Below are 14,664 nucleotides of genomic sequence, written 5' to 3'. Positions count from 1 at the left end.
GACACTAATTTTTACAAAAACAGCTTCATTTGAATCTATATTATCATATTTTCTACTATTTTTTACAGGTGGAATTGTTTCATTAGAGAAACTACCTAAAGTTGTAGTTAATATCTCAGAAATGCTACCATTAACCATAGGTATTAGACTTTCGCAGAATATATTAATAGGTAATAAAATAACAGCAAATGACTTGATAAATTTAATTTTTAATAGTGGTTTTTATGTACTAATAGGATTAATTGTTTTTAAGCTTTGTTATTATTACACAAAACGAGATGGTCTATCAACTGAGTATTAGTTACTATATTTAATATAAATTTAACTAATTAAGCGTTATAAAATTTATATGAACTGTTACTTATGTTTACAAATATTAATCATTATAAAAAAATTAAATAAAAAGGGAGAAGGTAAAATGAGATTGAAAAATGTAAAGTTTATTATTATTTTATGTTTACTGGTGTTAGGAGTTGCGGTTGGTGCATCAAAAATTAATAGTTTCGATATATTTAAAAAAGAATTAAAAGAAATAGATTCAAAAGTAAAAGACATAGAAAAAGATAAGACAAGCAGGGATGTAGTTTTAGAAATAGGAGACGAGGCTATTACATTGCAGCGTTTTAAAACAGTAGGAGCAATGTTGAAAACTGAAGATAAAAATAAAATAACAGATTTTATTGTTAAGCATGTTTTAATTAAAAAATTGGCTAGAGAAAAAGGAATAACAGTGTCAGATGATGAAGTCAAAGAATATATTCAGCAAATTAGAACTTTTATAGATAGTAATGATAAAGCTAAAGAAAAGTTCAACGTATTTTTAGAAAGTTTCGGTTTTACTGAAGAGGAATTTTGGAGTAGCGATAAAACATTTGAAATTTATAGGAGTGCTTTATTAGAAGGTAAATATCGTAAAACTTTTAGAGAAGAGTTTAGAAATAAATATAAAGATAAAACATTAAAAGAAATAGAAAGATTAGTTGATAAGAAAATAGATGAATTGATAAAAGCTGAGAAAGAGAAAATTAAAGTAAAAATGTATTTTAACAACAATTCAAAAATTTAATTTTTGTCTAAATATATTATGCTAATATGTTTCTAAATTAGTACAAGCATAAAGAACCATTAATAAAAGCATAGCAATTAACACTCCTGCTATAAGTTATTTCTAATCTATATTGTTGAATCCTTTTTGTAGCTTTTACTGTAGGTATATTGGACATTTTTATTATAAAACAGGAAAAAAATAGTTGACATGCTATATTATACATATATAATTTTATATATAAATTTATTAGTAATAAATAAAAATACTAATAATTTTTCGATTTTATTTAAAGGGCTACGAGTTTATGAAGCTAAAAGTTTCATGAAAAATTAAAGCTAATAGAAAAAATGAATAAAATTTAAGTGAAATTTATAGCAGAAAACTGAGCACATAAATAGTTGTCGGAATTTTCAATAACTTTATATAAGATTATTAAAGAAACAATAGTATAGAGGTGAAAAAATGATTACAGTTGAGAATCTTTCAAAAACGTATTTAATACCTCAGCTGCATACAGGTTTTTTGGGGCAGATGAAAAATTTATTTGCAAGACAATATCGCACAGTTCATGCATTAAAAGATATTAATTTTAATGTTAAAGAAGGAGAAATTGTGGGTTTGATTGGTGCTAATGGTGCAGGAAAATCTACAATGATAAAAATATTAACTGGAGTTATTCATCCAGATAAAGGCAAGGTATTGGTTAATGGATATATCCCACAAGAACATCAACGAAAGTTTTTAAAGGAAATTGGCGTAGTTTTTGGACAACGTAGTCAGTTGTGGTGGGATATCGGTGTTCAAGATTCATTTTATATGTTAAAGGACATTTATGAAATCGATAAAACTGATTTCAAAAAGCGATTAGAGTGGTTAGCAGAAATAACTGAAATAACAGATATATTGGGGCAACCGGTTAGAATGTTGAGTCTTGGACAACGGATGCGATGTGATCTTGTGGCAGCTTTATTACACCAGCCTAAAGTTGTTTTTTTAGATGAACCAACTATTGGTTTAGATGTTAATGTAAAATTGAAAATCAGAGAATGTTTAAAACAGATTAACCAAGAATTTAACACTACCATTTTTATTACCAGCCATGATCTGATAGAGATAGAAAGACTTTGTCATAAAATTATTATTATTGATAATGGCAGTCTTTATTTTCAGGGGAATCCAATGGAGCTAAAGCAGAGCATGTCAAAACATCGGTATGTTAAATTACAGCTAAAGGAAAGGATAAATGATGATATAAAGAAGAAATTAGAAGAAATGAACTGTAAGTATAATCTTCTTAATGAAACGACTATTCAATTAACGTTAGATCAAAATGTCCACGATGTAAATGCAATTATTAAATATTTTGTTAGTTTAGCAAAATTAAAGGATATCGTAATTGAAGAAGCTTCTATTGAGGAGATTGTTCAAAAACTATGGGAAAAAAGGGAAAATCAGATATCTCCTGTTGATCTATAGTGAGAGGGTGAAAATCTTGAGATATATAAAATTAATAAAACTTCATTTTTATAAAATGAATGCATACCGAATTCATTTACTGCTAAATTATCTTGTGATAATTATTGGGTTGGTTGTTCAGTTGAGTATATGGAATGCAGTTTACAAGCATGGTGATAGGATTGCCGGATATGGTTTTCAAGAAATAATAGTTTATACCTTTATTGCAAAGGGAATTGCAATGTGGATTTCAAATGATATTGATCAACAAATGGCAATGGGAGTTCGAACAGGAGATTTAATATTTGATTTATTAAAACCTGTTAATCTTCAAATTTATTATTCTTTTCTATCTTTTGGGAAATCTTTAGTTAATCTAATATTTGTAACAAGCCCTTTTATTTTAATAGGATTATTATTAATTAATACATCTATCAATTTCGTTTATGTTTGTTATAGTATTATTAGTTTAATACTGGCGCTTGAAATATCCATTTTATTAAATTATTTAGTGGGATTAGCTAGTGTATATGTTAAAAATATTGATGGATTGCTGTGGGGAAAAGTTTTTTTAGTAAATGTATTTTCTGGTTTACTAATTCCCATTGAATTTTTTCCTAAAGGCATTCAGATTATTATTAATTCACTTCCATTTAAAGCTGTAGGCTACATTCCAGTTCAGATTTTAATGGGAAGGATTTATCAACATGACTTATTACTGACAATTGGATTTCAAGTGGCATGGGTAATTATTATGTTCGGATTAGGGCAATATTTGACAAAGCTGGTACGGAGGACAATGGTAATTCAAGGGGGATAAGAAGGGTGGTATTCTATGAAAAGGTATTTAATGATTGCTTTAAGATACTACAGTATGTTTTTGAAAAAACAATTGGTGTATCGTTTAAACGTATCTATTTTATTTGCAGATATTTTAATGCAGACAGTGGGGATTTTTTTCTTATGGGCAATTTTTTCTAAAGTTCCTGATATATCGGGCTGGAGTTATGAGGAAGTGTTATTCTTTTTCGGATTCTCTCAAATTACCTTTAGTATTTTTTCTGTTTTTTTTTGGTAATATATTCAGACTTGGAGAGCGATATATTGTCAGGGGAGAATTAAGTAAAGTATTATTACGACCTATTAATAGTCTTTTTCAAATTTGTATTGAGGAAGTATATTTAGGGGATGCTGGAGCGTTTTTTGTAGGGTGTACTCTGGTAGGAGTGGCATTGTTTAAAATGAAAATTTCTTTCACAATAACACGTGTTATAATTTCTTTGATATTATTAATTGTAGCTGTTTTTATTCAATTAGGATTTTTTCTTATTTTAACTTCACTAAATTTTTGGTTTGTTGGAGTTCAAGGATTTCAGATACTTATATTGAGAAATATTAATGCTTCACGTTATCCAATTAATATTTATCATAAAATAGTGCAGTTTATTTTCACATGGGTGATTCCTTTTGCTTTTATCGGATATTATCCGGGACTATATGTTATAACAGGGCAACTGAATCATGTAATGATTCTATCGATAATTCTAGCATGTATTCTTAATCTGATAGGCTATCGCCTCTGGCAAGCAGGGTCAAAACGATATAATGCTCCTGGTTGGTAAGGATAAAATTTTGTAATTATATAGCATGTGCAGAAAAAATATTGTTTTTATTAAGTAATCATTTTGTAACGATTTTATAGAAAAGACTAGCTATAATAAAAGTTGTAAAAAATAAAGAGGAGGAGTCGGTATGAAAAAAAAGCTAGTCAAACTAATGTTAGTAGCATCACTTGTTAGTGCTAGTCTTTTCACAGCATGTGGATTAAATGATGCTGAAAATTTAATGGAATCACCAAGATTATCTATTAGTCAAGAAGAAGTCAAAGCTTTAGTGAAGGATGTACTCGATTCAAATGCTAAACTTGTAAGTCCTAGAAAAGGAGAAAATAATAGTGCAATACAATTTGTAGATTTAGATAATGATAAAAAAGATGAAGTTTTAGTTTTATATATGTTAAAAAATGATAAGTACCCTCTTAGAGGACTTATACTGAAAAAACAAGGAGATGAATGGGAAATAGATGAAGGGATTAAAGGAATAGGATATAATTTTGACAGTATATTATTCAAAGATATAACTGGAGATGGTAAATTAGAAATAATAGTAAGCTGGAATATAGGAGAAGAAGGAATTAATAAAGGATTAAGTGTTTATAAATATGAAAATAGTAAATCAGTAGAAATATTTAATGATTCTTATGAGGCTTTTGCAGTTGATGATTTAGATAATGATAAAAAATCAGAAATTTTTCTAGTAAAATTAAATAAAAATGAGATTAAAGCAAAAGGTGAACTTTATAAATATGTCGATAAAGAAATTAAATTAGTAGATGAAGTTAAAATGGATGGAGCAATAGGTGGCCATTATTCAACTAAAGTAGGTATGGCTAGTAAAGATAAAAAGGGGATATTTTTAGATGCGACAGTAGGAGCACATTCATCTATTACTGAACTTATTGTCATGGAAAATGGAAAGTTGAAAAATGTTTTTTATGATGAAGAGACTGAGACTGTTGATAAGACATTTAGGTCTTATGGTGCGATAAGTGAAGATATAGATGATGATGGAATTATAGAGATTCCATTATTAAGAGAACCAATAACTTATGAAGATGCATCAATGGCTGAAATTCCATGGATTACTTCATGGTATAAATGGGATGGAAAAAATGGATTGAAGTTTAGTAGTGAAGGGTATTTTGATATATGGGGAGGATATTATTTTAAATTCCCAGAAAAGTGGGATGAAAGAATTACTTTAATTCATAATTACCCTGATGAAAACAATGGTAATGATGAGTTAATATTCAGTTATGTAGATAAAGAAAATAAAAAACATCGATTATTTACTATAAGAGTATTCGACAAAAAAAATTGGGAAGAAGGCTCACAAAATGGTAAATATGTTGAGTTGCATAGAGAAGCGAATAAAGTATATGCAGTATCTATAGAAAATAATTTGACTAATGATTATGCAAAGAAAATGAGTTTGAGTTTAGAAGAAATTAAAAATAATTTTAGAATTTATAAATTCAAATTTTAGGAATAATAAGTAGTCAAAAATATCTAAAGCTTTTGCTTTAGATATTTTTGATGTATTAAAGGGGTAGAAAGATGAGGAAGGTATTAGTTTTAGAAGACAAAGCAGAAATAAGACAATTTATAGTAATAAATCTTAAAAGAGCAGGTTTTCATGTAATCGAAGCAAATACTGGAGAAGATGCTTTAGAAATTTTAAATAATGAGGAAGTTGACATCGCTGTTTTAGATGTAATGCTTCCAGGTATAGACGGTTTTGAAGTCTGCAAAAAAATCCGTGAAAAAGACGAGACTATGGGTATTATAATGCTTACTGCCAAAACACAGGAGATGGACAAAATAAATGGATTAGTATTAGGAGCAGATGATTATGTTGTAAAACCTTTTAGTCCTAGCGAACTAGTTGCTAGAATAGATGCATTATGCCGTAGAATAGATATGATTAAAAGAAAGGCTAAAAATGAAATTATTTGCGAGCCTTTCAAATTAGATTTTAAGCAACGTAGATTATTCAAAAAAGGTAAATCCATAGATATTACACAGACAGAATTTGCTATAATGAAATTGTTTTTAGAGAATCAAGGTGAAGCTTTGAGTAGGGATTATATACTGGATAAAGTTTGGGGAAAGAATTATTTTGGAAGCATTAAAGTAGTAGATGTGAATATTAGAAGACTAAGACAGAAGATAGAAGATAATCCTTCCGAACCTAAATTTATAGAAACAGTATGGGGATATGGATATAGATGGAAAAAGGATGATGGTATTGAAGGGAATTAAAAGAAGATGGGTTGTTAACTATATTTTAATCATTTTGTTAGTGATGATAGTGTTAGAAGGACTATTTATGTTCTTCGTTAGAAGATATTACTATGATAGCATTAAACAAACTTTAATGAATAGAGCTATTGTTGTTGCTGGCTTTTATAATAAATATTTAAATACTAGTATATTTGATTTTGAAAAAGATATAAAAGATATAATTGAAGAATATACTTTCAATGATTATGCCGAAATTCAAGCAGTAGACTTAAATGGTAATATTATTCAGAATTCAAGTGGCTTTGAACGTAAAGAGAAGGTTGCAACTAGTGATTTTTATAGAGCTTTAAAAGGGGTTACAGGTTATTGGATAGGTAGGGATATAAATACAGATGAGAAAATAATGGCTGTTTCGACACCATTATTAAATTCAGAAGGTAAAATTATAGGAGTATTGAGATATGTTACTTCTATTGAAAAAGCAGATTATGTTATTAGAAGATGGTTTTTAATGTCTTTGGCTGTAATGATAATAATTCTAATATTGATACTTATTTTAAGTATTATATTTACGAAGACGATAATCAATCCAATAAAAGAGATTACAAAGGCATCTAAAGATATTGCTAAAGGTAATTTATCGGTAAAAATTGATAAATTATATAATGATGAGATAGGAGAATTAGCAGACACTATAAATTTTATGGCTAGTGAACTGTCAAAGGTGCAGAGAATGAAAAATGAGTTTATATCTTCTATTTCACATGAATTAAGGACTCCACTTACTTCAATAAAAGGTTGGAGTGAAACTATACTGACTGGAGACTTAAATGATAAGGAAGAAACAAAATTAGGTTTAGAAATAATAATAAAAGAAACGGAAAGACTTACAAAAATGGTAGAAGAATTGTTAGACTTTTCAAGATTTGAAAGTGGAAAAATATCTTTGAACTATGAAGTGATAGATATAAAAAAGGAGTTAGATGAAGTAATTTTAATATTTGAAGGTAAGGTAAAAAAGGAAGAAATCGAATTAAACTATTCCTATAGTAGTGAAAGTATATTGATTAGTGGAGATAAAAATAGATTAAGACAAGTATTTATCAATATACTTGATAATGCAATAAAATTTACTGATAGAGGTAAAAAAGTTTTTGTAAATATTTATGAAGATAAAAATAATGTCTATATTGACTTTAAAGATGAAGGTATTGGTATACCTAAGGAAGATATACATAAGGTGAAAGAAAAATTTTATAAAGGGAGTTCAAAAAAATCAGGAAGTGGTTTAGGACTTGCTATAAGTAATGAAATTATCAAACTGCATGGAGGTGCTTTAAATATAGAGAGCCAGGAAGGCGTGGGTACACTAGTCAAATTAATATTGCCGAAAAATCTAAGTTTAGATAAAAAGTGAAAAAATCTATTAAGGTTTAAAATTACTTTGCTTTTTTGTTCCATTTTCAACCTCCTTACGAATATATTATTAGTAGCCAGAGTAAGGGGGTGTTTTTATGCAGATTCACGTTGTTAAGCCTGGTGATTCAGTATGGTCAATAGCAAGAAAGCACGGGACAACTCCTGAAAGTATTATAGAAGCTAATCAATTACAAGACTTACCGTATTTAATTGAAGGTCAGGCGTTAGTAATACCAAAGACTTATGCTAGATATGTTGTAAAACCAGGGGATACAGTATGGACAATTAGCAGAAAATTTGGTGTGACCGTTGATAGTATTATAGAAGCGAATAATTTACCAAACCCTAATTTTATTTATCCAGGTATGATTCTAATAATACCAAATAAAACTAAAAAATATGGTGTAATTGAAGTAAATGGTTATATTGAACCAACAACTGCTGAGAATGAGAAAAATACAATACAAGAGGTTGGTGAGTTTTTAACTTATATTAGTCCTTTTAGTTATCAAGTTAATGCAGATGGAACACTTAATCCAATAAAAGATGAAGTGATATTGCAAGAATCGAAAAAGTATGATGTTGCACCTCTTTTAGTTATTACAAACTTTAGAGGAGGTAATTTTGATACTAAACTAGCTCATACAATCTTAACAGACGAAAAAATACAGAATACACTAATAGACAATATCATTAAAACTATGAAAAGTAAGGGCTATAAAGGATTAAATATTGATTTTGAAAGAATACCACCAGCAGATAGAGATTTATATAATAATTTTCTAAGGAAAGTAGTGAATAGGCTTAAGCCTTTAGGACATCCTGTATCTACAGCGTTAGCACCAAAGACTTATGATGTTAGAAAAGGAGCATGGCATGGAGCACATGATTATAAAGCACATGGAGAGATAGTTGATTTTGTAATTTTAATGACATACGAATGGGGATGGTCTGGTGGACCACCAATGGCAGTAGCTCCTATAAAGCAAGTAAAGAAGGTATTAGATTATGCACTAACAGTTATACCTAGTAGAAAGATTATGATAGGAATACCGCTATATGGTTACGATTGGACGCTGCCATATATGCCTAAAGGAGAATGGGCAAAAAGAGTTAGTCCACAGACTGCGTTAAAGATTGCTGCAAAATATGGTGCTAAAATTGAGTATGACAAAGAGGCGCAAGCACCGTATTTTAATTATATTGATGAAGAAAAGAATAAGCATATTGTATGGTTTGAAGATGCAAGAAGTATTAAGGCGAAGTTTAAATTAGTTTATAGATATAACTTAAGAGGAGTAAGTTATTGGGTTCTAGGATTATCATTCCCTCAAAATTGGGTTATGTTAGATGAATTATTTGTAATAAAAAAAGTATGACAGGTACTTAAGTACCTGTCTCAACTTAATATTATTAATCATAATTTATATTATTATGGAATATGATATAAAGAAAATACTATTTAACAGTTTTCAATTAACATCAATAACTGATATCAGTTAGTTGTTAGCGAGTAATTCAGTTTATAATCTATTAAAAGATTTCTATATACAATATATTTATATACAAAGGGGGTATTTTGTGAACAGGAAGTTATGGATTTTAATTATAGTAGTAATCGTGATTTTGGGAATTATATTTGTTCCTAAAATACTAAAAAATGAGGGTGGTAAAACGGTGAAGTTTGAAATTTTGAGTAAAAACGAAGTACCGAAAAAAATACAAGAGTTACTTCCTAGATATATGTCAGAAGAAAGAGCATTAGCATGTAAGGTGGAAAATGAAGTATATGTAATTGTTACTAGGGGAGAAAAGAGAACAGCAGGTTATACTGTTACAATAGACAGAATTGAAAAAGTTAAAAGTAAAAATAATTTTGATTTGATAGTTTATGCTGAATATAAAGATCCTAAACCGAATGAATTGGTTGCTCAGGTTATTACATATCCTACAGTCGTAGTTAAAACAGAACTAAATAAATTGCCGAATAAAATTAAATTAGAAACGGAATATGTTGATTAATCATCAGCTATATGCTGATGATTTTGGTTTTTTGTCCATAAATTACATAAAGGGAATATTATAATTTATAAATAATTTATATATAGATAAACTTAAAAGGGAGGGCTACAATGAGAAACATAAGAAAAATTTTAGTAGGAACTTTAGCAGCAACAATAATTGGTACTTCATCAAGTGTTTTCGCTTGGACTTATGAAGTTAAACCAGGAGATACTTATTGGAAAATTAGTCAGAAATATGGGATAAGCATGGAAACTCTAATAAAAGTGAATAATGCAGATGAAAATACTGTATTATATGTTGGCGACAAGTTAAACATTCCAGAAAGTGAATATTTTTTCTACTATGAGGTTAAAAAAGGTGATACACCTTATCTTATCAGTAAAAAATTTGATGTAAGATTAGATGAGTTGTTAAAGATAAATGGGTTAAATAGTTCATCATTAATATATCCTGGAGATAGATTAAGGATACCTATTAATAATACTGGTACTAATGTAAGTAAAAGTAGTATTGATTTTGAAACTAAAACTACAAAAACATATAAAACTTATACTGTGCAACCGGGAGATGATTTTTGGAAGATTAGTCAGAAGTTCGGAATTCCAATGTATGAGTTAATGAAAGTGAATAATGCAAATGATAAAACTGTATTATATACTGGAGATAAATTGATTATTCCAGTTTATAATGTTTCTGTTATGGAAACTGTTGGTGAAAAATATGGTGAATATCTAGATTGGTGGAAAGGTGCACAATATCTCATTCCAATAGGAGCTAAATTTAAAGTAGTCGATTTTTATACAGGAAAGTTTTTTATGGCTAAGAGAACTGCAGGAACAAATCATGCAGATGTTGAGACTTTAACAGCTTATGATACTAAGAAACTTAAAGAAATATGGGGTGGAAGCTTTAGCTGGGCTAGAAGACCAGTAATAATTGAATACAAAGGAAGAAGAATTGCAGCTAGTGCTTCTGGAATGCCTCATGCAGGAAATGACAATGCTCCAGGTGGAGTATATACTTCTTGGAGAAGTGGTGGTTATGGTGGAGGAGTTAACTTAGATTATATAAAAGATAATGGTATGGATGGACATTTTGATATACATTTCTTAAATAGTACAAGACATAAAGATGGACAAATTGATGAGAAACATCAATATTGTGTTAAAATTGCAGCAGGTATAATTAAATAAAAAATGTAGACAAGCAGCCTTAGTATAGGCTGCTTTATTATATATTCATCATACTTATTGAGCTGTTGTATTTTAGGAGTAATTCATTCATAATAGCAATAACGGAAAAAAATAGTCGACATACCACATATATATATATAATTATATATAACAATTGTTAATAATGAACAAAAATACTATTCTCATTTTATTTAATAAAAGAATTAAGGAGATTATTTAATTGAGCTTTATAATATAAAAAAGATTTTTAAATTAATACTTCATTAGTATATGTATATATTTATTTTTTCAACTTTTTATAATTAATGATAAATAAACTAATCAGCCATAGTGCTTTTATAAGCTATATTTTTTTATAAAATATTTGTAGAAAGAAGTGAAAATATGCTTAAAAAAACAAAATATTTACATGAAGTTGATATTGATAATGATTTAATACTATTTAACACAATAACGTTTGATTATTTTGTTTTAAGGGGTTATGATAAACAATATTGGATTGCTCAATAATATGATAAATTAAGCAAAAAATCTATTGATAATTTAATACATAATAAATTTTTAGTAAATAATGGTGATGATGAAAAACTTTTAAAAAAAGCTAAATATATCTTTTCACAACATGGTAAATTAGACCCTTTCATATTTGTAAATATAACTACTGCATGTAATTTAAGATGTAGTTATTGTTTTACTGGTTATGAGAGAGAAAGAGAAATACTAAATCTTTCAATAGAAGATGTTAATTTTATAATTGAAGCAATAAGAGAAATAAAAAAAATAAAACCTTTTTATAATAAACCCAAAATTGTTTTTTTTGGTGGTGAACCTCTTTTGCCTACTAATAGGAAAGTAATAGAATATATATTTGATAAGTTGATGGAATTTGATCCAGAGATTGAAATTGTTACAAATGCAGTTTATCTTATTGATTTTATAGATTTACTAAATAAATATAATAAAATGATAAAGTATATTAAAATTACATTAAGTGGACCTAGAGAAATACATAATCAGGTTAAAAAGTCTATTAATAATGTGGGAACATACGACATTTCTATTAATAATATAAAGTATGTAATAAATAATGTGCCAAATATAATTCTTTACTTAAGCATATTATTGGCAAAATACAATTTAGATATAGCTATACTGGCAATAATTATGAATTAAATGTGCTTGATATTTCAGATTATTATCCTAAACTATTAAGAGCGAAGTACAATGATAATAGAATTAAGGATTTTATGATTGATGGCAGCGAGGTTAATATTTTATCTAAGGTATATAAATACTGGAAATTAGGTAAGCCAGTTGCCCCTAATTTTAGGGGATGTGATGCAGTATATCCTGGAAGATATTGTTTTTATCCTGATGGTAAAATTTATCCTTGTACAGACATAGTAGGTATTGATGAATATGCTATAGGAGTATATAAACCTAGACTTAGCTTTAATGATATCAATGAAAAATGGAAAAATTTTTCAATAAACGATATAGATAAATGTAATCAATGCAAGTATATAGGTATGTGTAATGGAGGATGTTTAGTAACAAATAAATGTATCAATGGTGATATTACGGTTGTTGAATGTATAGATATAGAGAAAGCATTAGAAAAATTCATTATTGAATTATATAGAGAGAGGTTTTTACTTGAAGATGAAAAGATTTTTAAATGGCATTCTAGAAATGTTTTTACTATGGAAAATTGCAAGCAGTGTAAGTATAAATACATATGTAGTGAAGGATGTAGTTATAAAGCTATAGAGAAACATGGTAATTGGTTAATGGGAAATTGTGCAGATTTCCAGAGAATTTTTAGTTGTTATTTAAAATATTATTTTTTGAATAGGAGCTAAAATGAATTTTACAAGTAATATTAAAGAAATAAATATAACATTATTGTAGAACTATATATGGAGAATTAACATGTTAGGATTAAAGATTTAAAGGGACATATATACATCAAGAATAAGAGAGATAGATACAATGAAGATAAAAAAACATTAAGCTAAAATTAAGAAATTTTAACTCAAAAGGGAGTAAGTATTTAGAAATAAAGGAGAATAATTATGCTAGAAATTCAAAATAAAAGTTTATACAATCTATTATTATTAGAAAAATATAAATTATTAAAGAAAGCCATTAATGAGTTAGAAGTTATAAAAATTAAAGTCGAAGGAGAAAGTATGTTACCTACTATTAAGCCAGAAGAAGTTGTATACATCGCTAGTATACATCATTATTCTCCTCGAGTAGGTGATATTCTTCTTTATGTAAGTAAATTAGGCAATTTAGTTTTACATAGGATAATTAATATTAAAAATGAAATTTTTTATATGAAAGGTGATAATGAAGATTATATAGATGAAATTCAGTTTAATCAAATTATTGGATTTATGGATATGTCTAATAAAGAGAACATTATAAAAATTACTAAAATATTTGAATCTCAAATTGGTAAATTTAAAATACAAATAAAAATTAATAAAGGTGAATTTACAAAAGTTCAATTAGAGAAAATGTGAAAAGAATAATGATAAATTACAATAATTAGTTTATAGGTAATAAATTGTTATGTTTTTAATTTAAGCAAAGCAAGGAGGTTTATATGAAAATAATTGAAGTCAAAAACGTAAGTAAATCATATTTTGTATCAGAAAATAAGAATTTTTTATCTTATTTTGGTTTCAGAAAAAATAAACGAGAAATAAAAGCAATTAATAATGTAAGTTTTGAAATAGAAAAAGGGGAAATTGTAGGGTTGATAGGAGTAAATGGTGCAGGTAAGTCTACTATCATTAAACTTTTAACAGGTATTCTTTTTCCTACAAGTGGAGAGATTAAAGTATTAGGTAATGATCCATACAAGAATAGATTGAAAAATAATTATAGAATAGCTGCTGTTTTTGGACAAAGATGTCAATTAAGATGGGATATTCCAATCTTTGATTCTTATCAATTGCTAAAGAAAATTTATAAAGTTAACGACGATGACTTTAAAAAAAGATTAACTAAATTAAGAAATGTATTAAAATTAGATGAATTTATTTATCAACCAGTAAGAACACTAAGTCTTGGACAAAAAATGAGAGCAGAATTAGGTGCTGCATTTATTCATAATCCAGAAATTTTATTTTTAGATGAGCCTACAATAGGGTTAGATATATTTAGTAAAGAATCTATAATCAATTTTATAAATGAAATTAAGAATGATAATAGAACTATAATATTAACTACTCATGATGTTTTTGATATCAAAGACTTATGTAATAGAATAATAATTTTAGACAAGGGGAAAGTTTTGATAGATGATTATATAGATAATATACAAAAGCTATCTAAGTTAGGGAATAAAATTGTAACAACTAATAGTAAAAAACATTACAACATACCTAAAATTTTACATCGATTTGATTATAAAATTATTGAAAATACTATGATAATAAACAATATGCCAAAAGACCAATTACCTAAAGTATTGGAATCAATATTGTCATTGAACGATGTTTTAGAATTAAAAATAGAAAGTCCTGATTTTAAGGATGTTTTAAAAGAAATATATTACAACAAACAGAATGAAACACAAACCGAATTGTCAGTATAAAATAAAGAAATATTTTATAGCTTATTTGTATAATCTTCAAGGAGGATTAAT

Annotated in this window: 17 protein-coding genes; all 17 read left to right on the top strand. The window is 27.4% G+C overall.

The window, feature by feature from the left end:
- On the top strand, window positions 1–301 hold a 301-nt coding region (locus AB4Y15_RS09090; protein ID WP_427339900.1), incomplete at its 5' end, for a hypothetical protein.
- Window positions 302–418: 117 nt separating this feature from the next.
- Window positions 419–1,066, top strand: a complete 648-nt coding sequence (locus AB4Y15_RS09085; RefSeq protein ID WP_427339899.1) for a SurA N-terminal domain-containing protein — start codon at window positions 419–421, stop codon at window positions 1,064–1,066.
- A 444-nt stretch (window positions 1,067–1,510) separates the two neighbouring features.
- Window positions 1,511–2,524 carry an ABC transporter ATP-binding protein gene (locus tag AB4Y15_RS09080; RefSeq protein ID WP_427339897.1) on the top strand — a complete coding sequence of 338 codons (1,014 nt, stop codon included), beginning with the start codon at window positions 1,511–1,513 and terminating at the stop codon, window positions 2,522–2,524.
- 16 nt (window positions 2,525–2,540) lie between these two features.
- Window positions 2,541–3,323: an ABC transporter permease gene (locus AB4Y15_RS09075; protein WP_427339895.1), complete on the top strand. Its 783-nt coding sequence runs from the start codon at window positions 2,541–2,543 to the stop codon at window positions 3,321–3,323.
- Window positions 3,324–3,338: 15 nt separating this feature from the next.
- Window positions 3,339–3,581: an ABC-2 family transporter protein gene (locus AB4Y15_RS09070; RefSeq protein ID WP_427339893.1), complete on the top strand. Its 243-nt coding sequence runs from the start codon at window positions 3,339–3,341 to the stop codon at window positions 3,579–3,581.
- On the top strand, window positions 3,511–4,125 hold the full coding sequence (locus AB4Y15_RS09065) for an ABC transporter permease (RefSeq protein WP_427339891.1): 615 nt from the start codon (window positions 3,511–3,513) through the stop codon (window positions 4,123–4,125). Before AB4Y15_RS09070 ends, AB4Y15_RS09065 begins: the two co-directional genes overlap by 71 nt.
- Window positions 4,126–4,255: 130 nt before the next feature.
- Window positions 4,256–5,608, top strand: a complete 1,353-nt coding sequence (locus tag AB4Y15_RS09060) for a hypothetical protein (RefSeq protein ID WP_427339889.1) — start codon at window positions 4,256–4,258, stop codon at window positions 5,606–5,608.
- Window positions 5,609–5,679: 71 nt separating this feature from the next.
- Window positions 5,680–6,384 carry a response regulator transcription factor gene (locus tag AB4Y15_RS09055; protein ID WP_427339887.1) on the top strand — a complete coding sequence of 235 codons (705 nt, stop codon included), beginning with the start codon at window positions 5,680–5,682 and terminating at the stop codon, window positions 6,382–6,384.
- Window positions 6,362–7,783, top strand: coding sequence for a sensor histidine kinase (locus tag AB4Y15_RS09050; protein WP_427339885.1), 1,422 nt, complete (start codon window positions 6,362–6,364; stop codon window positions 7,781–7,783). The genes AB4Y15_RS09055 and AB4Y15_RS09050 overlap by 23 nt, the downstream gene beginning before the upstream one ends.
- 97 nt (window positions 7,784–7,880) lie before the next feature.
- Entirely contained in the window at window positions 7,881–9,164 is a 1,284-nt protein-coding gene (locus AB4Y15_RS09045) for a glycoside hydrolase family 18 protein (RefSeq protein ID WP_427339884.1), read from the top strand.
- A gap of 202 nt (window positions 9,165–9,366) precedes the next feature.
- The gene (locus AB4Y15_RS09040) at window positions 9,367–9,807 is read left to right on the top strand and encodes a protease complex subunit PrcB family protein (protein ID WP_427339882.1); all 441 of its coding nucleotides are present in this window, start codon (window positions 9,367–9,369) and stop codon (window positions 9,805–9,807) included.
- A gap of 110 nt (window positions 9,808–9,917) precedes the next feature.
- Window positions 9,918–11,003: a LysM peptidoglycan-binding domain-containing protein gene (locus tag AB4Y15_RS09035; protein WP_427339881.1), complete on the top strand. Its 1,086-nt coding sequence runs from the start codon at window positions 9,918–9,920 to the stop codon at window positions 11,001–11,003.
- A gap of 384 nt (window positions 11,004–11,387) precedes the next feature.
- Window positions 11,388–11,513, top strand: coding sequence for a hypothetical protein (locus AB4Y15_RS09030; RefSeq protein WP_427339879.1), 126 nt, complete (start codon window positions 11,388–11,390; stop codon window positions 11,511–11,513).
- Window positions 11,514–11,537: 24 nt separating this feature from the next.
- Window positions 11,538–12,176 carry a radical SAM protein gene (locus AB4Y15_RS09025; RefSeq protein WP_427339905.1) on the top strand — a complete coding sequence of 213 codons (639 nt, stop codon included), beginning with the start codon at window positions 11,538–11,540 and terminating at the stop codon, window positions 12,174–12,176.
- A gap of 2 nt (window positions 12,177–12,178) precedes the next feature.
- A complete protein-coding gene (locus tag AB4Y15_RS09020) occupies window positions 12,179–12,865 on the top strand; it encodes an SPASM domain-containing protein (protein ID WP_427339878.1) in 687 nt (228 codons plus the stop codon).
- A 213-nt stretch (window positions 12,866–13,078) separates the two neighbouring features.
- Entirely contained in the window at window positions 13,079–13,534 is a 456-nt protein-coding gene (locus AB4Y15_RS09015; RefSeq protein WP_427339876.1) for a S24/S26 family peptidase, read from the top strand.
- Between the two features lie 83 nt (window positions 13,535–13,617).
- A complete protein-coding gene (locus AB4Y15_RS09010) occupies window positions 13,618–14,613 on the top strand; it encodes an ABC transporter ATP-binding protein (RefSeq protein WP_427339874.1) in 996 nt (331 codons plus the stop codon).
- Window positions 14,614–14,664 lie beyond the last annotated feature (51 nt).

This window comes from Caloranaerobacter longqiensis, from assembly GCF_050286925.1.
Lineage (GTDB): Bacteria > Bacillota > Clostridia > Tissierellales > Thermohalobacteraceae > Caloranaerobacter.
Note: the sequence above shows the minus strand (reverse complement) of the source record. Positions and strands in the feature narration are given on the sequence as shown.

Coding starts and splice junctions, on each gene's coding strand:
- AB4Y15_RS09085 (WP_427339899.1), top strand. CDS start 419: ATGAGATTGAAAAATGTAAAGTTTATTATTATTTTATGTTTACTGGTG.
- AB4Y15_RS09015 (WP_427339876.1), top strand. CDS start 13,079: ATGCTAGAAATTCAAAATAAAAGTTTATACAATCTATTATTATTAGAA.
- AB4Y15_RS09080 (WP_427339897.1), top strand. CDS start 1,511: ATGATTACAGTTGAGAATCTTTCAAAAACGTATTTAATACCTCAGCTG.
- AB4Y15_RS09030 (WP_427339879.1), top strand. CDS start 11,388: ATGCTTAAAAAAACAAAATATTTACATGAAGTTGATATTGATAATGAT.
- AB4Y15_RS09055 (WP_427339887.1), top strand. CDS start 5,680: ATGAGGAAGGTATTAGTTTTAGAAGACAAAGCAGAAATAAGACAATTT.
- AB4Y15_RS09060 (WP_427339889.1), top strand. CDS start 4,256: ATGAAAAAAAAGCTAGTCAAACTAATGTTAGTAGCATCACTTGTTAGT.
- AB4Y15_RS09035 (WP_427339881.1), top strand. CDS start 9,918: ATGAGAAACATAAGAAAAATTTTAGTAGGAACTTTAGCAGCAACAATA.
- AB4Y15_RS09065 (WP_427339891.1), top strand. CDS start 3,511: ATGAGGAAGTGTTATTCTTTTTCGGATTCTCTCAAATTACCTTTAGTA.
- AB4Y15_RS09045 (WP_427339884.1), top strand. CDS start 7,881: ATGCAGATTCACGTTGTTAAGCCTGGTGATTCAGTATGGTCAATAGCA.
- AB4Y15_RS09070 (WP_427339893.1), top strand. CDS start 3,339: ATGAAAAGGTATTTAATGATTGCTTTAAGATACTACAGTATGTTTTTG.
- AB4Y15_RS09010 (WP_427339874.1), top strand. CDS start 13,618: ATGAAAATAATTGAAGTCAAAAACGTAAGTAAATCATATTTTGTATCA.
- AB4Y15_RS09050 (WP_427339885.1), top strand. CDS start 6,362: ATGATGGTATTGAAGGGAATTAAAAGAAGATGGGTTGTTAACTATATT.